Here is a 24,560-nt window from a genome sequence, read left to right as displayed (position 1 = left end):
CTTGGCAGGATCAATAATGCATGTTATCGGTATCATTGCAAGTCCGATCTACAGAACTGTTTCGGTCGGCATTCATTCGGGAGGAAACATGTATACACGCTCGGCAATTTTCGAAGGCAGGATTCACCCCGGCCGGGAGGAGGAGTTTTTCCGCATCGTCGAGGAAAAGTTGCTGCCGGTCTGGAAACGCATGCCGAATGCGCAGGCCGTGCGGGTGATGCGCACCGAGCGCACGGACCCGGACGCGGCCTCGATCATCATGGTGCAGGAAATCGACTATCCGTCGATGGAGGCGGTGGAGGAAGCGCTGGTTTCCCCCGTCCGGCTGGAAGGTCGGGTGCTGACGGATGAGATGATGAGCATGTGCGACGGGCGTTTTTACCATCTCGTCTATAGCCGCGTCGCATAAATCCGGTGCACGCCGCATCGATCTGCAATCATACGGCGTGCTTTCCCTTATTGTCTTCGTGTATGTCTTGTCCTGAACCGGTTCGAATTTAGGGAGACATGCTTTGGTGGAGCGCACGCCCTTGGCCGCAGCGTTAGTCACGTCAAAAAAAGCAACCATGAGCGATGTCTCGAAACTCGCGGGCGTCTCCAAGATGACCGTTTCGCGGGTGCTGGCCGATCCCGCCCTGGTGTCCGAAGAGACCCGCCAGAAGGTGATGAAAGCCATCGAGAAGCTTGGCTATGTGCCAGACCGGATTGCCGGTTCGCTGTCCTCCCGCCGCACCAATTTCATTACCGCCATCCTGCCGACGCTCACCAACTCCAACTTCGCCGATAGCGCACAGGGGCTTGCCAATGCGCTGCGCGCCGCCGATTACCAGTTGCTGATCGGCTACACCATGTACGATCTGCAGGAAGAAGAACGCGTCATCCGCACCATGATGGAGCGCCGCCCCGATGCCATCGTCGTCGCCGGCACGGTGCATACCAAGATGGCTAGCGAAGTGTTGATGCGCGCCGGTATCCCGATCGTTGAAATATGGGACGTACCCGAACATCCGATCGACCACGCGGTCGGTTTCTCCAATTACGAAGTGGGAAGAACCGCCGCGAAACACCTGATATCGCTTGGATTCACGCGCATAGGCGCACTTGGCTCCCGAGCCGATGGCGACGTTAAGGACTGGCGCGGCGAAAGCCGCCTGCTCGGTTTCGGGTCTGCCCTGCGCGAAGCCGGCATCGCCGATGATCTCATCATCCGCGAGGGCAGCGCGCCGGTCTCATACGATCACGGCGCGAAAACGCTGGGCTCCCTGTTGGCCAAGGCGCCCGATGTCGAAGCCATCTTCGCCGTGTCGGATATTTCCGCTGTCGGTGCGCTGATGGAATGTCATCGCCGCGGCATTCATGTACCAGATCAGATTTCCATTCTCGGCTTCGGTGATTTTGACATTGGCAGACAATGCTATCCGGCGATTTCAACGATACGGGTCGACGCACAGATGATCGGCCGCAGGGCGGGCGAGTTGTTGCTTTCGATATTGGAGGCAGAAAAGGATGCCGCTGTTCCCGAGGGTGCGCGGGTGGATGTCGGCTTCGAGCTTATCGTGCGGGAGACGACGAAGCGGTTGGGCCGGTGAAGCTTTAGCCCTGTTGGAACGAGCGTGTACCGCTTGTTTCTTCTCCCCGCCGGGAGATGTCCGCGGCTGCGGGATGAGGGGCAAGCTCTCCGAATATCGCTAACGTAGCCCCCTCATCCGACCCTTCGGGCCACCTTCTCCCCGGCGGGGAGAAGAAAAATGCCGCAGCGCCGCGACATATCTCAATATGCCACCTGAGTGACCTGTACGCCCTTATTTACCTCGCACCCCAGGTGTCCGTCAGCCGATACCCTTCCGGCCATGGATCCGACGGATCGAGCATGTGCTGGTGTATTCCGGTGATCCAGCCGCGGCCGGATATTTCCGGCAGGATGGCCGGGCGGTCGCCGACTGTTGTGGTCCCGAGGATACGGCCTGTGAAGGTCGAGCCGATCAACGACACCGCCGTCAGCGTTTCCCCTTCCTTCATTTCGCCGCGTGCATGCAGCACGGCCATACGGGCCGAAAGCGCCGTGCCGGTGGGGGAGCGGTCCACCTTGCCCGGCTGGATGGCGACGGCCGCCCCTGCCCGCAGGCCTTCGGCCGTGCGTTCCACCTTGCCGGCGAACAGGCAGAAGGAAAAATGCCGCCAGTCCGGGTTTTCGGGATGATCGAAACCCAGAGCCTTGTTGGCGGCGTTGGTGATGCGCACGCCGAGGCGGGCAATCTCGTGCGCCTCTTCCGGTTTCAGGCTGAAACCCATTGCTTCGGCATCGACGATGACGAAACTGTCGCCGCCGTAGGCCGTGTCCACTTTGAGCTTTCCAAGGCCTTCGACCTCGAGTTCGGCATCAAGCTTCGCGGCGAAGCTTGGCAGGTTCTGCACGAAAATACGCTCGGCCTTGCCGTTGCGGCATTCGGCACGCACCTTCACCAGCCCGCCGGGAGCTTCCAGCAGCATATGGGTTTCCGGCTCCTGCATCGGCACGATGCCGCCATCGAGAAGCACGGTGGAAACGCAGATGGAATTGGAGCCGGACATGGGCGGCGTGTCTTCCGGTTCCATGATGATGAAGGCGGCATCCGCATCAGGATGTTTCGGCGGCACCAGCAGGTTGACGTGCCGGAACACGCCGCCCCGCGGCTCGTTGAGCACGAAATTGCGCAGGGTCTCATCGCGGGCGATGAAGCGGCTCTGCTCCCAGATCGTCTCGCCCGGCGGCGGCCTGACACCGCCGACGATCACGTCGCCAACTTCCCCTTCCGCATGGGCGGAAATGACATGAACGGTCTTGATACTGCGCATTCAAAACTCCTCAGAAAAGCCAGGAAGGAAGACGGGAAACAGCACGGCCGGTCAGCGCGCTGTCGACGCAATCGGCAAGGCTGCCGAAGCGCACTGCGCGACCGCTGAGGCCGGGTCCGTAATGGGCGTACTTGCCGGAATTGGTCATCAGGGCACGGGTCTTCGTCGGGAAGACCGGCTCGGAAATGGAGCACCAGCAAAGATCAGGCAGCACCTGCACACCGCTGTCGTGCAGGCTTTGCAGGGTGCCGTCCTGCACGGCCGCATCGATGACCTGCTGGCCGGCTGTGACGATGACGGCGACATCCGCGTGACGCCGGCGGCCGGCAAATTTAGCCGCAAGCGCGTGGCACTCCTCCAGCGAGGCGTGTGGGCTGCCGATGGCGACAAGTTGCACCTCTTCCGGTCCCTCATTGAGAAGCGACCAGCCGGCGGCCATATCGGAGGGTGAGACAGTAACGATATCGGCCGTTTCGAGAGGCGGAAGACCGGCTTCCGGTGTTACGCCCTCTATATGAAGCATGGGCGCAGCGGAGGTGGTGCCGAAAGCGGCGCAAAGCGCCTTCAGATCATCCCGTGACGGCTTCGCAGGGCCAAGGCCGCGCAGCAGCGGAATGCAATCCGGCGCGGCCTTGCCCGCCAGATAACCGACGAGCGGCCAGAAGGCATCATCCACACCCTGCGGCAGCGCCACATTGACGATGCGCTGAGGACGGCGATTTTCCTCCAGATAGACGCCGGCAAGCGGCGCCCTGCCCGTCAGCGCAATGCAGAGATCGAGAAAATCCGGGTGTTTCGCCGTGCGCGCGCCAAGCACCGTATTGGCGAAGATCACCGCGTTCGATTCGGCCCAGGCGATCATGTCGCCGGCCTGCGGCGCGCTGTCGAGCAGGTAAGGCGAACAGGTAAAAGTCGGGCGACAGCCCATGCGCACATAGGCATCCGCCAGCCTTGCGGCCGGGTCGCCGAAATCCTCCGGCATGCCCTGCGAACGCCAATGCGCCTTGTCCACCGAAATGGCGTTCATGGTCGTCGGCACCCGTACCTTCGCGCCCATCTCCGCCATTTTTTCCGCGAAGGTGAGATTGGCGGGGCTGGCATAGATGCAACCGTCAATATGGCCCTGCATAACATCGACAAGCGCCCATGCACCCTGCTGGGCGGCCATGGCGACGGTGATGCGCATGGCCTGCTGCACGGCGATGCCATCGCGCCCTTCGAGCATGGCCCGGTCGTCATCCTGAAGATCGAGATGCGCCGTCGCCGGCGGGGTGATGGCAAGGGAAACGCCATCGGCTTCGATGGCCGTCTCATCGATACGGACATGAACGGCTTTGGAGAACCGGGCGAAATTTTCCGCGTCGAGGCGCAGCACCGGCAAAGGCTTGCCGAACATTTCGGCGGCGATCAGCGCGCCCAGCGTCAGCACGTCCTCGGCCTCACAGAAGACCAGCGCCGAGGGCGCACGGCCCGTCAGGATAAGATCAAGCAGCACGCCCGAACCGGTACAGGAGCCACGGCTGGTGGGCATGAACAGCACGCCGCCGGTGAGACAGATGCCATGCAACGGGTGGTGCACGTCGATGACCCGGCCGGTGGCGGGATCGACCCCGCCCCAGAAACTCAGCGCTTCGGTGGTGGAGATCGCCGGCCCTTCAGCCGAACCGGCCAAAATGCTGCGGGCTTCAGGAACGGCTGTTGTCGAGAGGGAAGAAGACATCGGAAATCCCCGTCAGAAACGTTGCGGCGAAAATGCCCTTGTATCGATGGCGGGTTTTTGCCCCGTCAGAAGATCGGCGACGATGCGGGCCGTGCCCGCCGATTGCGTCAACCCCAGATGCCCGTGGCCGAAGGCATAGACCACCCGCGCCGTGTGCCGTGCTTGCCCGATGGCCGGCAGGCTGTCCGGCAGCGAGGGGCGAAAGCCCATCCACTGCTTGCCGCCTTCGGTTTTCAGGCCCGGCAGGAAGGCTTTCGCCTTGGTCAGCAGCGCTTCGGAACGGGCGAAATTGGCCGGAAGCTCCAGTCCGCCTAATTCCACCGCGCCACCGACGCGGATGCCGGAGGAAAGCCGCGTGACGACGAAACCATGGCCGCCAAAAGTCACCTGCGTGCGCAGATCGAAGGCGCCGGACGGCAGGGTCGTATTATACCCCCGTTCGGTTTCCAGCGGAATTTTTTCCCCGAGCGAACGGGCGATGCGATGCGAAAAGGCGCCGGCCGCCAGCACCACCCTGGCGGCCTTGCGGGTGCGGCCATCATGGCTCACCACCTCGACACCGTCTTCCAGCGGCCTGAGCGAAGCGATATCGAGGCATTCGATACGGCCGCCAATGGTGCGGAAATGCTCGGCGAGCGCCAGCGTATAAAGCTTGGGGTCGGCGATGGAATACCAGCCGGGCGTGAACGTGCCGCAGGTGAAACGCGGCGCGATGCCGGGCTGTATCTCAGCCATCTGTTCGGCATTGAGATGCCGGAACTCGATGCCGTGCCGCTCGCGCGCCTTCCAGCCGGGAAGCGAGGCTTCGAATTCCGCCTCGCTTTCATAGACCTGGAGGTTGCCCTCCTTGCGCAGCATGGCGATGGTATCGGTCTTTTTCAGGAACGGCTCCAACTCGGCCTTCGCGAGATCCATCAGCTCGGTCTGGGCGGCGGTGGAATGCTCCACCTTCGAAGCAGCGCAGGCCCGCCAGAAGCGGAACATCCATGGCGCGATCTTCAGTGCATAGGAAGGCGGCACGCTGAGCGGACCGAGCGGATCGAGAAGCCACTTCGGCGCCTTCCATAGAATGCCTGGCGATGCCAGCGGCAGGATATCGGTGAAAGCGAAGGCGCCGGCATTGCCGGCGGACGCGCCCGCCGCTGGTCCCTCGCGGTCGATGACCGTGACCGAGAGGCCGCGGCCCTGCGCCGCAATTGCCGCCGAGAGGCCGACGACGCCGGCCCCGATGACGATGACATCATTGGCTGGCATTACCGAACGCTCGCCAGGAATTTCTGCGTTTCAGCGTGCTGCGGCGCGCCGAACAGCTGGTCCGGCGTGCCGATTTCCGCCATCACACCCTGATGGAAGAAGGCAACGCGGTTCGAGACATCACGGGCGAAGGCCATTTCGTGCGTGACGCAGATCATCGTCATGCCCTCATCCGCCAGCATCTTCAGTGTGTCGAGCACCTCGCCCACCAGCATCGGATCGAGCGCGGAGGTGACTTCGTCGAACAGCATGTATTCCGGCGACATGGCGAGCGCGCGGGCAATCGCCATACGCTGCTGCTGGCCGCCGGACATGCGGTTCGGGTAGACCTTCAGCTTTTCGGCAAGACCGACATGGGTCAATTGTTTGACCGCGATTTCCTCGGCCTTTTCCCTGGAAATCCCAAGCACCTTGCGCGGCGCCAGCATGACGTTTTCAAGCACCGTCAGATGCGGAAAGGCGTTCCACTGCTGGAAGACGATGCCGACCTTGCGGCGCAGCTTGTTGAGGTCGGTGGACTTCGCATGCACTTCCGTGCCGTCGATGACGATCTTGCCGCTGTCGATCGGCTCCAGGCCGTTGATGCAGGTCAGCAGCGTCGACTTGCCGGAACCGGAGCCGCCGATGATGGTGACCACCTCGCCCTTGTTGACGGTGAGGTTGATCCCTTTCAGAACCTCCAGCGGGCCGAAGGATTTGCGGACGTTTTCGATCTCAATCATTGGGGGACCACCGTCTTTCGAGATACCCGCCGAAACGGGCGATGGGGAAACTGATAAGGAAGTAGATGGCGCCGCAGATCATAAGGATCGTCAGCGGTTCCTGCAGGCGGGTAACGAGGATCTGCGAGGCGCGCAGAAGCTCGATGAGGCCGAGCCACAGCACCAGCGCCGAATCCTTCATCACACCAAGGGTAAGCCCGATCCATGAGGGCAGCGACACGCGAGTGGCGAGCGGCAGCACGATGTAGCGCATGTCCTGCGACCACGTCATGCCCAGCGACCGGCAGGCACGGCGCGTATTGGACGGCACGGCGTCGATACCGCCGCGCACGATCTCGGTGCAATAGGCTGCCGTATAAAGCGACAGCACCACGCAGGAGGTGGTGAATGGCGGCCAGCCGAGCTTGGCGATCGACTGGAAGGCATTGCCGAGAACGAGCTGGATGAGCAATGGCACGGAACGGAAAATATCCAGCACGAAGGTCAGCGGCAGCGACCAATAGGGGCCGAACTGGAAACGGATGATACCGAAGATGATCCCCATGACGGTGCCCGCCGTGACGGCGACGGCGGTGACGGCAAGCGTCATGCCGGCACCCTTGGCCAGGAAGGCGAGATCACTCCAGGTGAGAGCGGTTTCAAACATGGCTCACCTCTCTCAATAACGGAACAGACGCGCGGCCAGCAATCGAGCGGCGAGCGTGACGATCTTGGCGATCACGTAATAGATGACCGCGGCGAGCGCGAAAAATTCGAAGGTACGGAACGAGCGCGCATTGAGCGCCTGCGTGACGCCGGCGAGATCCGTATTCATGCCAACCGTGACACCGAGCGAGGTCATGAGGATCGCCCAGACCATCTGGTTGGTGGCAGGCAGGAACGCAACGCGCAGCATCTGCGGCAGGATGATCAGCCGGAAGGTCTGCATCGAGGTCATGCCGAGCGAACGGCCCGACCGCGTCTGCGTATCGGGAATGGCCTTTAGCGCGCCACGGAAATTTTCCGCGAGATAACCGGCATTGTTGAAGGCGATACCGACCAGAAGCGCCGTATAGGGGCTGAGGTGAATGCCGAAATTGCCAAGGCCGAAATGGGCCATGTAAATCTGGAACAGCGCCGGCGTGTTGCGGGCGATTTCCACCCAGACGGCGGCGAAAGCGCCGAGAATGCGGTTGCCGGAGAGCCGGAACAGCGTCAGCACGATGGCGCAGGCAAGACCGATCGCCATCGACAGAATGGCGATCTGCAGCGTCACCACCGCACCGTCCAGAAGCTGCGGCAGAGCCTTCAGCGCCTGATTCCAGTGGAATGTATAATTGAACATGGGCGTCCCGCCTTTTCAGAAACGATCAACGGCGCGATCTCTGTGACCGCGCCGTTTACGAAAAGTCCTGATTAGCGATAAACGCCGTTGACGGTGAGGGAGGGAACTTCGCCGCCAACCCATTTTTCGTAGAGTTCGGCGTAACGGCCGGTGCGAACCTGCTGGTTGATGAAGAGGTTCAGGTAGTTGATGAAGCCGTATTCGTCGCGGTTGGTGAAGAGCGCGACATAATCGATGTCATAGGGCGCCTTGCCGACCACGGAGATGCCGGCGAACTTGCCGCCCTTGACGTTGGACTGGGCAACCGTCGAGGTGGAAACGGTGGCATCGATCTGGCCCTGGCTGAGCGCGAGGAACACGTCTGCCTGCGTCTGGTAAGGACGGAATTCGCCGCTTCCCCACTCCTTGACCGACTTTTCGAGCGCAATGGCTTCGAATGTGCCGGCGGTAGCGCCGACCGTCTTGCCCTTCATGTCCTCGAAGGACTTGATGCCCGACTTGTCATTGGCGGTAACGGCCATTTCGAAAGCGAAGTAAGGCACGGTCATGCCGACCGTCTTGGCGCGCTCCAGCGTATCGGAGGTCGAGGCAACGCCGACATCGACGCGGCCGGACATCAGCGCCGGAATGCGCTCGGGGAACGGCGTTTCGACGATTTCAGCCGTGACGCCGAGCGCCTTGGCGAGATCGTTGCAATAGTCGACGTCGAAGCCGATCGGGTTGTTGGCGTCATCACGCGCGCCCATGGGCGGGAAGTCGAGCACGACGGCGCAACGCAGCGTACCGGACGAGATGATGTCGTCCAGCTTGTCGGCCTTGGCCGGGGTGATAGCGGAAGTGGCGGCCAAGAGGCCGGCGAAAATGACCGATTTTTTCATTCTTGATTTGCTCCCAGAATTGGTCTGCCCTTGAAGGCGCGGTCACTATTTCCCCATGGAAGCGATAAATCAACATAAAAATACAAGGAGTATACAAAAAGAATTTTGTGCGCATGCGAACTGATGAGGTGTCGCGGATGATTAGGCCAGCCGGCGCGCGGCGAGCGGACAAGGTGGGCGAAACATCCAGCATCCCTCATTCCTGTGCCTGTCACAGGAATCTAGCCAGCCCAAGTCTTTGGGCTGAAAGAGGCTTTCCGACGCGCAGACGCGCGCCGACCGGTTTCCTGTGACAAGCACAGGAATGAGGGCTTAAGGTATCTTCGTGTTTGACAGGTGGCCTTCTGCTCTGACTGAGCTTCATCGAAAAGACACGTTGCAATACTCACACCTTTGTATACTTTATGTATTCAAAATGTGCGAGCCCTATCGGAGGACTATGATGAGCGACACGACCACCTTGACCATTGAGGCACTTTTCCAGCGGGTCGAGTCGATTTTTTTGAGGGCCGGGCTGAATGATGTACAGTCGGGCGCGTTGGCGCGCGTCATTACTGCCGGTGAGCGGGACGCCTGCAAGTCCCACGGCATCTACCGTATCGAAGGCGCGCTCCGCACCGTCAAGGCCGGCAAGGTGAAGCCCGATGCGATACCTGAAGTGGCTGAAGACGACGGCACGGCCATCGTCAAGGTCAATGCCCATGGCGGCTTCGCCAACCCCGCCTTCGAACTTGGTCTGCCGGTTCTGGTGGAGCGGGCGAGACGCTCGGGCATCGCAGCACTCGTCGTCAATGACTGCACGCATTTCTCGGCGCTCTGGCCGGAAGTCGAAGGGCTGACCGAAAACGGTCTCGCCGGGCTGGTCATGTGCCCGAGCTATTCCACCGTCGCGCCCACCGGCGGAACCAAGCCTCTGCTTGGCACCAACCCCTTCGCATTCGGCTGGCCGCGCAAGGGCACCTCCCCTTATGTCTTCGATTTCGCGACGTCGGTTGCGGCCCGCGGTGAAATCGAACTGCACCGGCGGGCCGGAAAGCCCCTGCCTGAAGGCTGGGCTCTGGATGCCGACGGCAAGCCGACGACCGACCCAGAGGCGGCCCTTGCCGGTTCCATGCTGCCCTTTGGCGGCCACAAGGGATCGGCCATCGGCACCATGATCGAGCTTCTCGCCGGCATCATGATCGGCGATCTCACCAGCCCCGAAGCGCTCGAATTTCTCGGCACCACCACGCTTGCCCCCACCCATGGCGAATTGATCGTCGCTTTTTCACCTGAGGCCTTTGCCAAGGGCCGCCCCGGCGATCCCTTCCAGCGCGCGGAAGTGCTGTTCGACGCCATTATCGGCCAGGGCGCCCGCCTGCCCTCGGGCCGCCGCTTCACTGCCCGCGCCAAATCCGAAAGCGAAGGCATCACGCTTACCGCCGCCGAAATGGCCGGGCTAGACCGGCTGCTGGAAAAGGGGCTGGACGCGGTTTCCTGACCATTTGGATGGGGAAATGAAAAAGGCCCGCAATTGCGGGCGTCATAGCGACAACGTCACTCAGCGTCTTTTTGCGACTGCATAGCATCCCCGCGCCGCGCCGGACTAGATCCGGGGTCCAGCGCGATCAAGTCCTTGATCGCGGAAGAGTCCTTTCACGGCGCAGACGCGCCGTGGCTGGATGCCGGATCATCCTCGGGCCTGTTCCGGGGACCGGCATGACGGAGGAGAGACATCAAACCTCATCACATGCAAAAAAGGCCCGCAGTCGCGGGCCTTTTTTTCACAGCAGCAATATCTCAGGCAGCCTTGCAGGCCTGCACGGCGCCCGGAAGCTTGCTCCAGTCGGCATACCAGCTGTTGAACAGCTTGAACTGCGCCTCGACATAACCGCGCTGGCTGTCGGTCAGGGCGTCGGTTTCGTTGAAGTGCAGCGTGTATTCCTTGTCGCCCTTCAGCACCATCATGTGCTTGAAATAGAGAACCAGATCCGGGCCTTCATCGAAGGAAGAGAGAACGGCGAGCGCTTGTTCCAGCTCCAGCGCGCGGGCGCGGGCGTCCGCGTCACCCTTGGCGGCGGCCTGCGACAGCTTGCAGAGGTGAATGACTTCCTTCGGCAGGACATTACCGATGCCGGTGATGGCGCCGGTGGCGCCGCAATTGACGAAGCCGTGGAAGACGGCGGTATCGACGCCGATCATCAGGGTCACGTCGTCATCGCGGCTGGTGATGTTCTCGGCCGCATAACGCATATCCGCCGGGCCGCCGAATTCCTTGAAGCCGACGAGGTTCTTGTGCTCGGCGCGCAGCGTGAAGAAGAGATCGGCGCGGGTGGCGAAGCCGTAATAGGGGCTGTTGTAGATGACGGCCGGGATTTCCGGTGCAGCCGAGAGGATGGCCTTGAAGTGGGCCTTCTGGGCGGCGATGACCGAACCGCGCGACAGGACGCGCGGAATGACCATCAGACCCTTGGCGCCAACCTTCTGGGCGTGAGCGGCATGGGCAACGGCAGATGCCGTGTTGACCGCGCCGGTGCCGACGATGACCGGAATGCCGGCTTTCACCAGGCGCTCTACGCCGTCCATGCGCTGCTCGTCCGTCAGGAGCGGCCAGTCGCCCATGGAACCGCAATAAACGACGGCCGACATGCCATCGGCGATCAGTTCCTTGCCCTTGCGAACAAGCGCATCGAAATCAGGGGTGCGATCATCCTTGCAGGGGGTCATCAAGGCGGGAATCACGCCGGAAAAAATGCTGGCCGTCATTTCAAGCTCCTAAGGGACATGTTTTTCAGGAATGGACGCACCTCCGCGCCACCCTTTCGACAAGGACATTACAATCTTGTATTTTATTTGTCGACAAGAAATCGACAAGCTACAGATTTATTTCCAAACGCTCGTTTCGCACCAGCAGTTTCTGCACCTGCCGCACGATCTGCTCGGCGTGCTCGCGGGCCAGTTTCTCGGAAAGAACGGTATCGCGCGCAGCGATCGCCGCGATGATCTCATCATGATCGTCGACGAAGCGCTTCGGCAGCCGATCGTCATAGGACTGGTAATAAAGCCGAAGGATGCGTCGTCCCTCATCCAGCAGCCGCTTGAACAGGCTGGTAAAATAGGGGTTGCGCCCGGCCTCGGCGATGGAAAGATGCAGGGCGGCATTGGTGGAAATCATCGCCAGCGCATCCTGCTCCTCCACCGCAATGGCGAATTCCGCATTATGGGCGCGGATTCCGGCCAGATCCTCCGGACGGTGATATTGCGCGGCAAGCTGCGTCGTTACCCGATACATCAACACCAGCGCATCGAAATAGGTGTGCATGTTGAGGAAATCGATATTCGACACCATGGTCGAACGGTTCGGCAGCGTATCGATCAGCCCCTCACCCGAAAGCCGCACCAGCGCCTCGCGGATCGGCGTGCGCGACATCTTGAACCTTTCGGCAAGTTGCACCTCGTCGATGGGGCTGCCCGGCGGCAGAACCAGATCGAGAATCTCGTCGCGTAGCAGATCATAGACCATCTTCACGCCGGAGCCGCGCTTGCGCTCGGCAGAAGCAATTATATCCGTCATCATCAAATCCCTCTTGTCGACATAAAGAGTACTATTATATTTTTTCCCGATCAACGCTGCGCAGCACCGCAGCCTCTTCGAATGGCGGAATAATTGTTCAAAAACAACAAAAAGCCGTCGCGAAAATTGCCCGCGACGGCTTCAAACATGCGATTTGTGGCGTTGATGCTATTTATACGGCGTCGCCGCTTAAGAATGGATGATTTCCCTTAGAAGCGAAGAGCACGCCGCTTGTCTCTTCTCCCCGCCGGGGAGAAGGTCGCGGCAGCGGGATGAGGGGGCAAGGGTCGCAAGATACGGCAACGTTGCCCCCTCATCCGACCCTTCGGGCCACCTTCTCCCCGGCGGGGAGAAGAAACGCCCAGCAATGCGCCGCCTCAGCCAGCATCAATTGCGCAGGCCGGTGGCAACGACAGAAATCTTGAAAGCGCCGTCCAGCGTCGGGTCGAAGGAAGCACCCATCACCACATCGGTTTCTTCGCTGACCGCCTCGCGCACCAGCGTCATTGCCTCATCGATCTCATAGAGCGTCAGATCGTTGCCACCGGAAATGGAAACAAGAGCGCCGCGCGCTTCCTTCAGCGACGGTTCGCCGAGTAGCGGGTTGGCAATGGCTGCGGCCGCCGCTTCCGATGCGCGCTTTTCACCCTTGGCCTGCGCCGTGCCCATCAGCGCCCGGCCGCCATTCTTCATGACATAGCGCACATCGGCGAAATCGAGATTGACCAGGCCTTCGCGCAGGATGAGATCGGTGATGCAGCGCACGCCCAGCGACAAAACCTTGTCGGCCGTCTTCAGCGCATTTTCGAAGGTCGTGCCGGCATCGGCAATGCGCAGCAGGTTCTGGTTGGGGATGACGATGACGGTATCTGCCGTGTTGAGCAGGTTGGCGAAGCCATATTCGGCAGCCCGCATGCGGCGCGCGCCTTCGAAACTGAAGGGAAGCGTCACGACACCGACGGTCAGGATGTTCTTCGCCCGGCAGGCTTCGGCGATGACAGGAGCAGCGCCCGTGCCGGTGCCGCCGCCCATGCCGGCGGTGATGAAACACATGTCATAACCGCTCAGGTGATCCATGATCTCGTCGAGGGAATCGATCGCCGCCTGCCGGCCGACCTCGGGATCGGCGCCTGCGCCAAGCCCGCCGGTCAGCTCGGAGCTGAGCTGCACGAGCCGCGGCGCGTTGGTCTTCTTCAGCGCCTGCGCATCCGTATTGGCGGCGATGAAATCGACGCCGCCGATGCCCTCGGCAATCATGTTGTTGATCGCGTTGCCGCCACCGCCACCGACGCCGACGACGGCGATATTGGGCGTGTTGCGGGCAATGGTAGCGCGCGGAGACTGGGTCATCGTCTTATTCTCTTTCTAAACTCATCGGGTCCCGCACCGTTCTTTTGACTGCGGCACGCGAATGATCGGCAAGGTTCCAGCGCTTCCTCCCCGATGGGGAAAGAGGCTGTAACGCTTTGAATTTTCATGCCGGCCTTTCACCCCATAATGGCGAAAGAACGGTGTTCCAGGGGGCGAAAGATGCTCCACGGCGACGTTCTCCGACCCCTTCCCCGGATGAAAACCGAACCGAATCAACTGCTTCGCTCTTGAAAGGTGATAGCCGAAAAGGCACACCGTTTACACTCCATTCACTATGTTTATCTCACTTTGGAACGAGTTGCGCCGAGAAGTGTTTGCATGCCGACCGCGCTGGAGCGGCGGGAAATAAAACGGAACCGGTTCCGCCGCTCCGGGTTTAGTTGAAGCCTCGGATGATCGGCAACCGCGATACAGTTTTCAATCCGTTGCTCTGAAACACAGAATGGAGGCAGGCATATGTTGGCAGACGTCTTGCAAAACGAACCGGGTTTCCGCACGGAACAGCCGCGTGTGCTGATCGTGGAAGACGAATTCCTCATCGCCATGGATATAGAGGATTCCATTTTGCAGGCGGAAGAAGAGGCCGATGTCATCGGTATCGCCAACCGGCTGGAAGACGCCGTGGCGCTTGGCAGCCGCGCCGATATCGCCTTCGTCGACGTCAACCTTGCCGACGGACAGACCGGCCCGGAGATCGGACGGCGGCTTTCCGAAGATCATGGCGTGGTGGTGATCTTCATGACGGCAAACCCCGAAGTCGTCGTCAATCTCGGCATCGGCGCCGGCGTGATGGCCAAGCCCGTGCCGCAGGATGCCGTGGAGCAGTGCCTCGCCTATGCCCTTGCCAAACGTGCAGGCGCCCACGCCGTGACGCCCATCGGCATGATGGCTTTCGACTGAGATATTTCCTGAAGACAAAGGCAAAATTCTGAAAACAAAAAAGCCTGCCGCGGGAGGAGGTGCGGCAGGCTTTTCGAAAAGATGAACAGCGATATGGGAGGAGGAAAACCGCTGTCCCCGGGGCAATCCTTTGGGAGGAGGAGTAGGATCACCCGCTTTACCAAAAGGATGTGGGAGGAGGTACATCCCTTTCGATGATTGGAAGATAACATTTTTCTGCGCATTTGACAGGCATAAGCTTGCAGTACAGATATGCATTCATTGCATGGCGATATTCATCGCCTGACGTCGAGAAAATCCCACCCTTCGGCTCGGACTTCGACATCGCCGGATTATCTGGCGGATATTCGCGGTGGAAGCATCCCATATCCCCAAAACAAAAACGCCCGCTGAGCGGGCGTTTGGGCATTCAAAAGAGGCGATATCGCCTTGATTACCTGCCAACGGCGGCGCGGGCGACGCTGGTGATCTGGCTGCGATCGATACCGAGATCGTGCAGTTCACGGGTGCTCATACGGCCGAGTTCGTTGATGGTCTGACGATATTTGCGCCAGTTATTGAAGCTGCGTGCTACGTTCATGACATTACCCTTTCTGAGGTTTAGGTGACGTCAGTAACGTTTTCGTTCCGGCGTCCTTTGATGCCCCCTATATGCGCTTTTCGATGACGAATTAACAGGCAGAATAAGGCAATCCACCCATGCGCCAGACGCAAGGGTTCCCCTTTGCAACGAAAAAGAAACGTGACTAAAATTCAGACGGTTCGCCGGGCTTGGAGCCGCCCCCGCCGCTCAGAACTTGTAGCGGGCGCCGAAGACATTGGCGTTCGTCGCGCCCTTCATGTTGCCCAGCGTCTTGCCGCCGCCGGAGCGGTGGTGAAGACGCCAGAAGAATTCCGTCGAGGAATCCTCGCTAAAGGACACGTTGATCTCAGGCCCGAGATAAAACAGGACATTGGCATTGCCGTTGTCCTTGATTTCCTGTTCCCGCTCGTGGCCAGGCTGCGCATCGGTCACGAGGCTGAGGCCCGCCGTGAAGCTCGGCGTGATGAACAGCCGCTCTCCGAGCCTGATCTGCTCGTAGCGTGCAACCGGACCCGCCCAGACTTCACCCGTAAAACCCTTGCCGAACCTGGCGGCGACGCCGATTTCGCCGCCGAGTTTCACGTTGCCGATGTGGTAGGGGTAGAACTGATAGCCGCCGCCCAGAATGGCGTTGCGCTCATATTCCACCGGAATGAGGGCCGCACTTTTCAGCATATCCTCTTTCGTCAGGACGCCGCCGAAACCGAATATCGCTCCGCTCGTCTCCGACGTCATATCTTCTGACGCGAGAGATGGCGTTGCCGCCAGTGCGATCATGACTGCCAGTGACAGACGTGCTGCAATATTCATTTTACTACTCCTGAACAAAGCCCGCTTACCCAGCCGTCCTCATAGGCATATTCACGGAACGCGAACATACCGTTACCGAACACAATTAATTCAACTTGCGCGGAAACAGGCGGAATCAGCGCACGATCCGGCTGCCGTCAGCGCAGGAAACGTCTGAAACGGCGAAGCGCGAAAACGAAAAGCGCGGAGCCTATGGCCAGCAGCGCCAGCAATTGCGGCCAGACCACATCCAGCCCCGCACCCCTGAAAAGCACCGATTGAGCCAGAATGACGAAATGGGTGTTGGGTGCGAGGAGCATGATGTACTGGATGATATCAGGCATGCTTTCACGCGGCGTCATGGCGCCGGAGAGCACCTGCAACGGCAGCAGGAACAGGATCAGCAGCATGCCGAATTGCGGCATGGAGCCTGCGACGGTCGCAAGGAAGATGCCCATCGACGTCATGGCGAAGAGCTGCAACGCCGTTCCGAGCAGGAAGAGCAAGAGCGAGCCTTCGATTGGAATGGCGAGCAGGCCCCTGACGACGACGAAAAGGGAAAATGCGGAGGCCACCAGCACGACAAGGCCCATGGACCAGACCTTGCTGAGCATGATTTCCAGCGGCGTGACCGGCATGACCAGCAGATGCTCGACCGTGCCATGCTCGCGCTCGCGAATGAGCGCGGCCCCCGTCAGCACGATCGACAGCATGGTGATGGCGGTGATGATGTTGTTGATCGACCCGAACCACGACTTGTCGAGCTCCGGGTTGAAACGGGAGCGTAGCGTCAGGTCCACCGGCACCGAAGTCGCACCGCGATAGCGGTTGATATATTCCTGAACTTCGCTCGTCACGATGCTCTGCACATAACCGCCGCCGCTGAAAGCCTGACTCATGCGGGTTGCGTCGATATTGAGCTGGATGGCCGGCTGTTGCCCGGCCATCAGCCTGCGCTGGAAATCCGGCGGGATGTTGAGCGCGAAGGTATCGAGGCCCGCATCCATGCGCTTGTCCATTTCCGCAATGGAAATCTGCTTCGGCGGGGAGAAATAGGGCGGATAAAAAGCCGTGCTGATGCGGCCGGAAAGCGGCGACTGATCTTCGTCGACAATGGCGATGGCGGCATTGTTCAGCGTCTCCGGCAGCGCACTGGAGCCGGTGTAGATCTGCAGCGTGAAGGCGTAGACGATGAGCAGCAGCAACATGCCGTCGCGCGCAAGGCCGCGCAGTTCCTTGATGCCGAGCTGGAAGATGTTGGACGAAAACAGCTTCATGACGCCTGTTTCCTCAAAAGTGCAGCGCCGGCAATGAGAAGCAACGGAATGGCGATAAGAAGCGGCAGGAACGAGCCGGAGAGCCCGGCGAAATCCAGCCCCTTGGAGAAGGTGCCGCGCGAAATGGTCATGAAATAGGTGGCGGGATAAATGTTGCCGATAAAGGCGCCCGCCCCCTGTAGCGACGAAACGGGATCGATCATGCCCGAATATTGCGTTGCCGGAATGAGCGTCAGCAAGGCCGTGCCGAAGATCGCCGCGATCTGGCTCTTCATGAAGGACGACATGAGAAGGCCGATGGAGGTGGCGATGATGACATAGAGCAGCGCTCCCGTCGCATAGGTGAGATAACTTCCGGTGAAGGGTACCTGAAAGATGAAGATGGCGAAGGCCGTCAGAAGCAGGAAATTGAGCATGCCGAGGGCGACATAAGGAAGCTGCTTGCCGATCAGGAACTCCAGCCGCGTGGTCGGCGTCACGTATAGATTGACGATGGAGCCGAGTTCCTTTTCCCTGACGACGCTGAGCGCCGCCAGCATGGCGGGAATGAGCATGAGCAGCAGCGGAATGACCGCCGGCACCATGGCGACGAGGCTCTTGACGTCCGGATTGTATCGATAGCGCGTTTCGATGCTGAAGCTGCTTTGCGTGGCCGCGCTGCCGTAAATCTCGGCGGCCTTGCGCGCCAGCCATGTCTGGTGCATGCCCTGCACGTAACCGCGAACGGTCTCCGCCCGCTGCGGCATGGCGCCGTCGATCCAGGCGCCCACCTCCACCGTCTTGCCGCGCAAGACATCGCGGCCGAAACCGGGGGGAATTTCAACGGCAAGGCTGAGTTCACCATCGCGCATCCGCCGGTCCATATCGGCATAATCGCGGATCAGTTCCTTCTCGATGAAATAACGGGAGCCGGCAATGTCGAGCACATAATCGCGGCTGATGGTGGAATCGTCACGGTCCAGCACCGCGAAGGTCAGGTCCTCGACATCGAGATTGATGCCGTATCCGATGACGAACATCAGGATGACGCTGCCGAGCACCGCCAGCGTGCCGCGAATGGGATCCCGTTGCAGTTCCAGCGCCTCACGGCGGGTATAGCTGAACATGCGCCTGAAATCGAAGAACCTCTTTCGGGCGGAGGTGGCATGTTGCGTCGCCAGCACCTGCGCCGTCGCCACGGGCGCTGCCGCAGGCTCCGCCTTTTTCACGCCCGAAGCATCCTCGAGATAAGCGACGAAAGCCTCTTCGAGCGTTGCGGCATTGCGGCTTTTGGTAATCGCGTCAGGTGTATCGCTGATCAGCACCTTGCCGGCATGCATCAGCGAAATCCGGTCGCAGCGCTCCGCCTCGTTCATGAAATGGGTGGAGATGAAGATGGTGACATTGTCGTTGCGGGAGAGATCGGCAAGGATTTGCCAGAACCCGTCCCGCGCCACCGGATCGACACCGGAGGTCGGCTCATCGAGGATGAGAATGTCAGGCGAATGGATCATCGCCACCGCCAGCGACAGCCTCTGCCGGATGCCGAGCGGCAGGTCGTCCGGCAGTGTCTCCATGACCGCCCCGAGATCGAAACGCTCGGCCATTTCGGCGATACGCGGCTGAATGGTCTCTTCCGGCAGCTTGAACAGGCGGGCGTGAAGATCGAGGTTCTGCCGCACGGTCAGCTCGGAATAGAGCGAGAAGGCCTGGCTCATATAGCCGACGCGGTGACGGATCGCCATGTCGCTGGCATCCACCTTGTGCCCGAAAAGCTTGGCCTCGCCTTCGCTGGCGGCCAGAAGCCCCGTCAGCATCTTCATTGTGGTGGATTTTCCGCAACCGTTCGAGCCGAGAAAGCCGAAAATCTCGCCGCGCGGGATTTTGAAGCTGACATTGTCGACGGCGGTGAAATCGCCGAAACGCATGCTGAGATGCGACGCCTCGATGGCATAATCGCCCTCACCCGCCACCTTGCGCGGCGCGATATGGACTTCGTGGTAGCCTTCGCGCTTTTCTTCAGGAAGGAGCGCGATGAAGGCGGCATCGAGATTGGGTGCGGAGGTGCGCTCGAGAAGTTCGGCAGGCGAGCCGGTGGCTAAAATCTTGCCGCCATCCATGGCGACCAGCCAGTCGAAACCGGCGGCCTCTTCCATATAGGCCGTGGCGACGATAACGCTCATGCCCGGACGCCCGGCCCGGATGGAATCGATCAGTTCCCAGAATTGCCGCCGCGACAGCGGATCGACGCCCGTGGTCGGCTCATCGAGAATGAGCAGGTCGGGATCGTGGATCAGCGCGCAGCAGAGCCCCAGCTTCTGCTTCATGCCGCCGGAAAGTTTCATCGCGGGGCGGTCGGCGAAGGGCTCGAGGCCGGTACTTTTCAGCAATTCGGCAATGCGCGCCTGCCGCTCCCTGCCGCCCTGCCCGAACAGCCGGCCGAAAAAATCGATATTCTCGAAGACGGACAGGGTGGGATAGAGGTTCTTGCCAAGACCCTGCGGCATATAGGCGATACGCGGGCAGGTATCCTCGCGGTGGCGGGGATCGGACATGTCGCCGCCCAGAACCTCCACCTTGCCTTTCTGGATGGCGCGCGCGCCGGAGACGAGCGACAACAGGCTCGATTTGCCCACACCGTCAGGCCCGATAAGCCCGATCATCCGCCCGGCGGGGATCTCGACCGATATGTCGGCCAGCGCAATGGTGCTTCCGAAGGTCAACCGCACATCGGCCAATCGCGCAACCGGTGCGTTCCTGTCATTCGTTGCGGGAGGCGCGACCATGGTGGCCACCGTCACTTGACGAGATTGCGTTCGAGGTTTTCCGGCCAGACGGCCTGCGGATCAAGCCGGACATAGGCCATGCCGGGCAGCCCGGTTTTGACATACTGGATATATTTCTGCAGCAGCTCCTGCGGGATTTGTGCCCTCACCCGGAATGTCAGCTTCTGGCGTTCTTCTTCGGTCTCCACCGTTTTCGGCGTGAATTGCGCGACATCGGCGACGAAGGAAACCTTGGCGGGGATGGTATATTGCGGGGCGGCATCCAATATCAGGCGCACATCCGAGCCCATGGACGTGCGACCGGCCTCGGCCGTCGGCAGGAAGAACGTCATATAGACGTCGCCGAGATCGACGAGGTTCAGAACCCGTCCACCGGCGGACAGCACCTCGCCGGGCTGGGCGATCCGATATTGCACGCGGCCATCGCGGGGCGATTTCAGCGTCGCATCGGCAATATCAGTCTCGATGCTTTCAATATCGGCCTGCGCGGCATCCACCGCCGCCTCGGCATCGACGATCTGCGCCTTGGCGGCGTTGATTGCGGCATCGGAGGCGGCAAGCGAGGCCTCGGCGGAAGCGAGCGTGGCGCGGGCGGACTGCTCGGCGGCCTCGCTGTCATCGACAATCTGCTGCGAGACAGCGTTGCCGGTCAGCAGCTGTTTCGAGCGCGCATAGGTCTTGGAGGCGGAATCGAGCTGGGCTTTGCGCTGTTCCACCACCGCCAGCGCCGAGGTCTTTTCCGCCTCCCGCTGGGCGACAAGGCTGTGGGCCGTATCGATTGCTATTTTCGCACGGCGAAACTGTGCTTCCGCCTGACGCTTCCCCGCCTCCAGTTGCGCCGTATCCATCTGGGCAAGCACCTGCCCGGCCTTCACGAAATCGCCTTCACGCACCATGATGTCCTGAAGGCGACCGGCGGTCTTGGTGGAAATGTCGATCTCGACGGCCTCGATCCGGCCGTTGCTGGCCACGAAACCGGCGGGAAGCCCCTCACCCTTCAGCTTTGACCAGGAGAAATAGGCGACACCGGCAATAACCAGAATCACCAGACCAACGAGCAAGCCTTTTTTAGACATCCGTCTTCCCCATGAACCCTTCGAATTTCAACCCTAATACGATGAAACCAAAGAAGCCAGCCACCATTGCGTTTAGTATTCGCACCCGACATTTCTCCTGTTTGAGAGGGAGATAGATCGGGTTCAGGTGATGTCTAGACGTCAAGGTGATTTGTAGCCTTGACACAAGTCAAATGCTTTGAGGGTTTCGGACAGACGCCTAAACCGGCTGATGATGGCAAGCCTCATGGGTTGCAAAGCCCTATGAAACGGCCTCGTTTGGCAAAGCCGCATCATCCGCACCCCGTCACCCCGGACTTGATCCGGGGTCCAGCGCGATCAAGTCCTTGATCGCGAAAGAGTCTTCTCACGACGCAGACGCGTCGTGGCTGGATGCCGGATCTAGTCCGGCATGACGGAGGAGATGGTCTGCACCTTCGTATTTTGTCGCAGCAACCGCGCCTTACACCGCCCGCGCCCGCTTCACCTCCACCTGCGTCCATTCCGGCAGCCAGTCGCGATGGGCCAGCAGCAGATCGTCCACCAGCGACCATATCTGGTCGAGATCCAGTTCCGCCGCCGTATGCGGGTCCATCATCGCCGCGTGGAAGATGTGCTCACGGTTTTCGCTCATCAGCGCCCGCACCGTCAGTTCCTGCACATTGATGTTGGTGCGCATAAGTGCGGTGAGCTGCGGCGGCAATTCGCCGATGAAGGTGGGCTGCACGCCGTTATGATCGACAAGGCAGGGCACTTCCGCCGCGCAATCCGATGGCAACGAGGTGATGCAGCCATTATTGCGCTGGTTGCCGTATATCACCGAGGGTTCGCCGGTCCAGACCGAGTTGATGATGGAAGAGGCATATTCCTTGGATTGCTTGACCTCGATCTTCTCGGCCGAACGATAGGCAGCCGCCTGTCCCTTCCAGCGCTCGATCTGTTCAATGCAACGCTTGGGATATTCATCGAGCGGGATGCCGAATTTCTCGATCAGGTCCTCGCGGCCTTCCTTGATGAAATAGGGCGTATATTCGGCAAAATGCTCCGAGCTTTCGGTGACGAAATAACCAAGCCGCGTCAGCATCTCGTAACGCACCTTGTTGGGGCAGCGCGGGTTCCAGCCGGGCTTCGGTGCACGACCTTCGCGGTAACCGCGCACAAGATCGGGATAAAGGTTCTTGTAGCTTCCATCTGGCTGGCGGTGCTCGAATTCGAGGAAAAACGCCATGTGGTTGATGCCGGCCGAACGGTAACGGATTTCCTCGTATGGGATATCGAGATCATGGGCGAGTTCCATGGCCGTGCCCTGAACCGAATGGCAAAGACCCACCTGCCGGATCGTCGGGTATTTCTCGGCAATCGCCCAGGTATTGATCGCCATGGGATTCACATATTGCAGCATGATGGCGTTGGGGCAGACGGCCAGCATGTCCTCGCAAATCTTCCACAGATGCGGCACGGTGCGTAGGCCGCGCATGATGCCGCCGACACCGAGCGTATCGGCGATGGTCTGGCGCAGGCCATATTTGCGCGGCACCTCGAAATCAGTGACCGTGCATGGCTCATAGCCGCCGATCTGGAAGGCGACGACGACGAAATCCGCACCGGCGAGCGCCTTTTTCTGGTCCGTATAGGTCTCGGCCTTCGCCTTTGCGCCAAGCGTCGAAATCAGCTTGTTGACGACGATGGCGCTTTCTTCCAGCCTCTCGCGGTTGATATCCATTAGTGCGATGGTGGCGCCGGAAAGGGCCGGACGCTGCAGTACGTCGCCGATGATGTTCTTCATGAACACCGTGGAGCCTGCGCCGATGAATGTGATCTTGGGATCTCTTGCCATGTCTACCTCCAGCATTGGGAATTCAAGCGATTTCGAAGGCGGCCCGTACAAGCCGCTGAGTATATTCGGTTTTCGGATTGGTCAGCACATCCTCAACAGGCCCTTGCTCGACGATCTGCCCGCGCTGCATGACGATGACGCGGTGGCAGAGCGCGCGGACCACTTTCAGGTCGTGTGAGATGAACAGGTAGCTCAGGCCCCGCTCATCCTGCAGCTTGCGCAGGAGATCAATGATCTGCGCCTGCACGGAAAGATCGAGCGCCGAGGTCGGCTCATCGAGCAGGATGAATTCCGGCTCCAGCGCCACCGCACGGGCAATGGCGATGCGCTGGCGCTGACCGCCGGAAAATTCGTGCGGAAAACGTGAGAGGATGTTGCCGGGCATGCCCGCCGCCTCGAGCGCATCGCGCACCCGGTCCAGCCGCTCGGCCTTGGTTCGCCCGAGGCCGTTAATGATGAGGCCTTCCTCGATGATCTGGCCGATGGTCATGCGCGGATTGAGTGAGGCGAAAGGGTCCTGAAAGACGATCTGCATACGCGAACGCAAAGGCCGCATTTCAGCGCGGGAACGGCCATCGACCCTCTCCCCGTCAAAGATCACCTCGCCGGCGACCGGCTCGTTCAGCCGCAGCAGGGATTGGCCGAAGGTCGTCTTGCCGGAACCGGATTCTCCAACGAGCCCCAGCGTCTCGTGCCGATTGAGGGTAAGCCCCAGACTGTCGACGGCGATCAGCTCCTTCAGTTCCGGTTTGAACAGCCCACCATAACGCATCATGAAAGAGACCCGCACGCCGCTTGCCGTCAGCAGCACGCCGGAATTTTCCGGCAGCGGCTTTGCCGTGCCATGCGGTTCGGAGTCAAGCAGCTTTTTCGTATAGGGGTGCTGCGGCGCTTCGAAGAGCTTTTCCGTGGTGTTGTGCTCACGCATCTCACCATGCTGCATGACATAGACGTAATCGGAAAACTGCTTCACGATCGTCAGGTCATGGGTGATGAGAACCACGGCCATACCGCGCTTCTTCTGAAGATCGCGGATGAGGTTGAGGATCTGCGCCTGCACCGTCACATCGAGCGCGGTGGTCGGCTCATCGGCAATCAGCACATCCGGATCGTTGGAAAGCGCCATGGCGATCATCACACGTTGCCGCTGGCCGCCGGACAGCTGATGCGGATATTGTTTCAGCCTCGCTTCCGGCTCCGGTATCTGCACCTGCCGCAGAAGATCGAGCGCCCTCGCCTCGGCCTCCTTCCGGCTGAGTTTGGAATGGACACGGATCGCCTCGACGATCTGGCTGCCGATCGTATAGATCGGGTTCAATGAACTCATCGGCTCCTGAAAGATCATCGAGATGCGGTTGCCGCGCAGCGCCCGCCGCTGGCGGCTGGAAAACTTCAATATGTCGTCGCCGTTGAAACGCACGGTCGCGGATTTCGAAACGGACGCCCGCTTCGTCAAAAGCCCCATGATGGTGCGGGCCGTGACGGATTTTCCCGAACCGGATTCGCCGACGATGGCAATCGTCTCGCCCCGGTAAAGCTGGAAGGAAATGTCCTTCACCGCCTCCACCGTGCCGTGCTCCACCCTGAAGGTCACGGCGATGTTGCGGGCATCGATGATGGCGTCGTCATTTCGGTCATCGGCATCGAAGCGGATGGCGGGCGCGTACGTGTTGTTCTGTGCAGCAGCAACCATGTTA

Annotated in this window: 21 protein-coding genes; 4 read left to right on the top strand and 17 right to left on the bottom strand. The window is 60.4% G+C overall.

Going from position 1 to position 24,560, the window contains the following annotated elements; translation table 11 throughout:
* Positions 1 to 88 precede the first annotated feature (88 nt).
* Both F3H58_RS13035 and F3H58_RS13030 read left to right on the top strand, forming a co-directional pair.
* The gene (locus F3H58_RS13035) at positions 89 to 409 is read left to right on the top strand and encodes a hypothetical protein (protein ID WP_003505663.1); all 321 of its coding nucleotides are present in this window, start codon (positions 89 to 91) and stop codon (positions 407 to 409) included.
* 157 nt (positions 410 to 566) lie between these two features.
* Positions 567 to 1,589 (top strand): LacI family DNA-binding transcriptional regulator, encoded by a 1,023-nt coding sequence (locus F3H58_RS13030; RefSeq protein ID WP_112637248.1) that lies wholly within the window; start codon positions 567 to 569, stop codon positions 1,587 to 1,589.
* A gap of 217 nt (positions 1,590 to 1,806) precedes the next feature.
* Here the strand turns inward: F3H58_RS13030 and F3H58_RS13025 are convergent, their stop codons facing one another.
* From F3H58_RS13025 to F3H58_RS12995, 7 genes are all read right to left on the bottom strand, one after another.
* Positions 1,807 to 2,835 (bottom strand): trans-3-hydroxy-L-proline dehydratase, encoded by a 1,029-nt coding sequence (locus tag F3H58_RS13025; protein ID WP_020009848.1) that lies wholly within the window; start codon positions 2,833 to 2,835, stop codon positions 1,807 to 1,809.
* 10 nt (positions 2,836 to 2,845) lie between these two features.
* On the bottom strand, positions 2,846 to 4,555 hold the full coding sequence (gene lhpI, locus F3H58_RS13020; protein ID WP_149742483.1) for a cis-3-hydroxy-L-proline dehydratase: 1,710 nt from the start codon (positions 4,553 to 4,555) through the stop codon (positions 2,846 to 2,848).
* Between the two features lie 12 nt (positions 4,556 to 4,567).
* Positions 4,568 to 5,809, bottom strand: a complete 1,242-nt coding sequence (locus F3H58_RS13015) for an NAD(P)/FAD-dependent oxidoreductase (protein WP_149742482.1) — start codon at positions 5,807 to 5,809, stop codon at positions 4,568 to 4,570.
* A complete protein-coding gene (locus F3H58_RS13010; protein WP_149742481.1) occupies positions 5,809 to 6,531 on the bottom strand; it encodes an amino acid ABC transporter ATP-binding protein in 723 nt (240 codons plus the stop codon). Before F3H58_RS13010 ends, F3H58_RS13015 begins: the two co-directional genes overlap by 1 nt.
* A complete protein-coding gene (locus tag F3H58_RS13005) occupies positions 6,524 to 7,177 on the bottom strand; it encodes an amino acid ABC transporter permease (protein ID WP_080818941.1) in 654 nt (217 codons plus the stop codon). The genes F3H58_RS13010 and F3H58_RS13005 overlap by 8 nt, the downstream gene beginning before the upstream one ends.
* Before the next feature lie 12 nt (positions 7,178 to 7,189).
* Complete coding sequence (locus tag F3H58_RS13000; RefSeq protein WP_149742480.1) at positions 7,190 to 7,855, bottom strand: amino acid ABC transporter permease; 666 nt, start codon at positions 7,853 to 7,855, stop codon at positions 7,190 to 7,192.
* A gap of 71 nt (positions 7,856 to 7,926) precedes the next feature.
* Positions 7,927 to 8,733 (bottom strand): ABC transporter substrate-binding protein, encoded by an 807-nt coding sequence (locus F3H58_RS12995; protein ID WP_149742479.1) that lies wholly within the window; start codon positions 8,731 to 8,733, stop codon positions 7,927 to 7,929.
* A 442-nt stretch (positions 8,734 to 9,175) separates the two neighbouring features.
* On the opposite strand from F3H58_RS12995, the gene F3H58_RS12985 reads away from it, so the two are divergent.
* The gene (locus F3H58_RS12985) at positions 9,176 to 10,213 is read left to right on the top strand and encodes an Ldh family oxidoreductase (RefSeq protein WP_149742478.1); all 1,038 of its coding nucleotides are present in this window, start codon (positions 9,176 to 9,178) and stop codon (positions 10,211 to 10,213) included.
* A 299-nt stretch (positions 10,214 to 10,512) separates the two neighbouring features.
* On the opposite strand, the gene F3H58_RS12980 is transcribed toward F3H58_RS12985, so the two are convergent.
* From F3H58_RS12980 to ftsZ, 3 genes are all read right to left on the bottom strand, one after another.
* The gene (locus F3H58_RS12980) at positions 10,513 to 11,478 is read right to left on the bottom strand and encodes a dihydrodipicolinate synthase family protein (protein ID WP_149742477.1); all 966 of its coding nucleotides are present in this window, start codon (positions 11,476 to 11,478) and stop codon (positions 10,513 to 10,515) included.
* Between the two features lie 109 nt (positions 11,479 to 11,587).
* Positions 11,588 to 12,286 carry a GntR family transcriptional regulator gene (locus F3H58_RS12975; RefSeq protein WP_031234148.1) on the bottom strand — a complete coding sequence of 233 codons (699 nt, stop codon included), beginning with the start codon at positions 12,284 to 12,286 and terminating at the stop codon, positions 11,588 to 11,590.
* A gap of 387 nt (positions 12,287 to 12,673) precedes the next feature.
* Entirely contained in the window at positions 12,674 to 13,636 is a 963-nt protein-coding gene (ftsZ, locus tag F3H58_RS12970) for a cell division protein FtsZ (RefSeq protein WP_003521714.1), read from the bottom strand.
* Positions 13,637 to 14,113: 477 nt separating this feature from the next.
* On the opposite strand from ftsZ, the gene F3H58_RS12965 reads away from it, so the two are divergent.
* Positions 14,114 to 14,557 (top strand): response regulator, encoded by a 444-nt coding sequence (locus F3H58_RS12965; protein ID WP_149742476.1) that lies wholly within the window; start codon positions 14,114 to 14,116, stop codon positions 14,555 to 14,557.
* 433 nt (positions 14,558 to 14,990) lie between these two features.
* Here the strand turns inward: F3H58_RS12965 and F3H58_RS12960 are convergent, their stop codons facing one another.
* The 7 genes from F3H58_RS12960 to F3H58_RS12930 all read right to left on the bottom strand — a co-directional run bounded on the left by F3H58_RS12960 (position 14,991) and on the right by F3H58_RS12930 (position 24,556).
* Complete coding sequence (locus tag F3H58_RS12960; protein ID WP_003521716.1) at positions 14,991 to 15,137, bottom strand: DUF1127 domain-containing protein; 147 nt, start codon at positions 15,135 to 15,137, stop codon at positions 14,991 to 14,993.
* Between the two features lie 210 nt (positions 15,138 to 15,347).
* Positions 15,348 to 15,950, bottom strand: coding sequence for a hypothetical protein (locus tag F3H58_RS12955; protein WP_188128902.1), 603 nt, complete (start codon positions 15,948 to 15,950; stop codon positions 15,348 to 15,350).
* 137 nt (positions 15,951 to 16,087) lie between these two features.
* A complete protein-coding gene (locus tag F3H58_RS12950) occupies positions 16,088 to 17,206 on the bottom strand; it encodes an ABC transporter permease (RefSeq protein WP_059756311.1) in 1,119 nt (372 codons plus the stop codon).
* Positions 17,203 to 19,971, bottom strand: a complete 2,769-nt coding sequence (gene rbbA / locus F3H58_RS12945) for a ribosome-associated ATPase/putative transporter RbbA (RefSeq protein ID WP_149742475.1) — start codon at positions 19,969 to 19,971, stop codon at positions 17,203 to 17,205. The genes F3H58_RS12950 and rbbA overlap by 4 nt, the downstream gene beginning before the upstream one ends.
* 11 nt (positions 19,972 to 19,982) lie before the next feature.
* Positions 19,983 to 21,047 carry an HlyD family secretion protein gene (locus tag F3H58_RS12940; RefSeq protein ID WP_149742474.1) on the bottom strand — a complete coding sequence of 355 codons (1,065 nt, stop codon included), beginning with the start codon at positions 21,045 to 21,047 and terminating at the stop codon, positions 19,983 to 19,985.
* A 442-nt stretch (positions 21,048 to 21,489) separates the two neighbouring features.
* Entirely contained in the window at positions 21,490 to 22,863 is a 1,374-nt protein-coding gene (locus F3H58_RS12935; protein ID WP_078053907.1) for an alpha-glucosidase/alpha-galactosidase, read from the bottom strand.
* 22 nt (positions 22,864 to 22,885) lie between these two features.
* Positions 22,886 to 24,556, bottom strand: coding sequence for an ABC transporter ATP-binding protein (locus F3H58_RS12930; protein ID WP_149742473.1), 1,671 nt, complete (start codon positions 24,554 to 24,556; stop codon positions 22,886 to 22,888).
* Positions 24,557 to 24,560: the final 4 nt, after the last annotated feature.

This window comes from Rhizobium sp. NFACC06-2 (assembly GCF_900101425.1).
Classification (GTDB): Bacteria; Pseudomonadota; Alphaproteobacteria; order Rhizobiales; family Rhizobiaceae; genus Agrobacterium; species Agrobacterium leguminum.
The sequence above is the reverse complement of the archived record's forward strand: the minus strand, read 5'-3'. Positions and strand labels throughout refer to the sequence as shown.

Excerpts from the sequence above, each read along its gene's own strand:
- F3H58_RS13035 (WP_003505663.1), top strand. The coding sequence starts at position 89 with ATGTATACACGCTCGGCAATTTTCGAAGGCAGGATTCACCCCGGCCGG.
- F3H58_RS13030 (WP_112637248.1), top strand. The coding sequence starts at position 567 with ATGAGCGATGTCTCGAAACTCGCGGGCGTCTCCAAGATGACCGTTTCG.
- F3H58_RS13025 (WP_020009848.1), bottom strand. The coding sequence starts at position 2,835 with ATGCGCAGTATCAAGACCGTTCATGTCATTTCCGCCCATGCGGAAGGG.
- lhpI (WP_149742483.1), bottom strand. The coding sequence starts at position 4,555 with ATGTCTTCTTCCCTCTCGACAACAGCCGTTCCTGAAGCCCGCAGCATT.
- F3H58_RS13015 (WP_149742482.1), bottom strand. The coding sequence starts at position 5,809 with ATGCCAGCCAATGATGTCATCGTCATCGGGGCCGGCGTCGTCGGCCTC.
- F3H58_RS13010 (WP_149742481.1), bottom strand. The coding sequence starts at position 6,531 with ATGATTGAGATCGAAAACGTCCGCAAATCCTTCGGCCCGCTGGAGGTT.
- F3H58_RS13005 (WP_080818941.1), bottom strand. The coding sequence starts at position 7,177 with ATGTTTGAAACCGCTCTCACCTGGAGTGATCTCGCCTTCCTGGCCAAG.
- F3H58_RS13000 (WP_149742480.1), bottom strand. The coding sequence starts at position 7,855 with ATGTTCAATTATACATTCCACTGGAATCAGGCGCTGAAGGCTCTGCCG.
- F3H58_RS12995 (WP_149742479.1), bottom strand. The coding sequence starts at position 8,733 with ATGAAAAAATCGGTCATTTTCGCCGGCCTCTTGGCCGCCACTTCCGCT.
- F3H58_RS12985 (WP_149742478.1), top strand. The coding sequence starts at position 9,176 with ATGAGCGACACGACCACCTTGACCATTGAGGCACTTTTCCAGCGGGTC.
- F3H58_RS12980 (WP_149742477.1), bottom strand. The coding sequence starts at position 11,478 with ATGACGGCCAGCATTTTTTCCGGCGTGATTCCCGCCTTGATGACCCCC.
- F3H58_RS12975 (WP_031234148.1), bottom strand. The coding sequence starts at position 12,286 with ATGACGGATATAATTGCTTCTGCCGAGCGCAAGCGCGGCTCCGGCGTG.
- ftsZ (WP_003521714.1), bottom strand. The coding sequence starts at position 13,636 with ATGACCCAGTCTCCGCGCGCTACCATTGCCCGCAACACGCCCAATATC.
- F3H58_RS12965 (WP_149742476.1), top strand. The coding sequence starts at position 14,114 with ATGTTGGCAGACGTCTTGCAAAACGAACCGGGTTTCCGCACGGAACAG.
- F3H58_RS12960 (WP_003521716.1), bottom strand. The coding sequence starts at position 15,137 with ATGAACGTAGCACGCAGCTTCAATAACTGGCGCAAATATCGTCAGACC.
- F3H58_RS12955 (WP_188128902.1), bottom strand. The coding sequence starts at position 15,950 with ATGAATATTGCAGCACGTCTGTCACTGGCAGTCATGATCGCACTGGCG.
- F3H58_RS12950 (WP_059756311.1), bottom strand. The coding sequence starts at position 17,206 with ATGAAGCTGTTTTCGTCCAACATCTTCCAGCTCGGCATCAAGGAACTG.
- rbbA (WP_149742475.1), bottom strand. The coding sequence starts at position 19,971 with ATGGTCGCGCCTCCCGCAACGAATGACAGGAACGCACCGGTTGCGCGA.
- F3H58_RS12940 (WP_149742474.1), bottom strand. The coding sequence starts at position 21,047 with ATGTCTAAAAAAGGCTTGCTCGTTGGTCTGGTGATTCTGGTTATTGCC.
- F3H58_RS12935 (WP_078053907.1), bottom strand. The coding sequence starts at position 22,863 with ATGGCAAGAGATCCCAAGATCACATTCATCGGCGCAGGCTCCACGGTG.
- F3H58_RS12930 (WP_149742473.1), bottom strand. The coding sequence starts at position 24,556 with ATGGTTGCTGCTGCACAGAACAACACGTACGCGCCCGCCATCCGCTTC.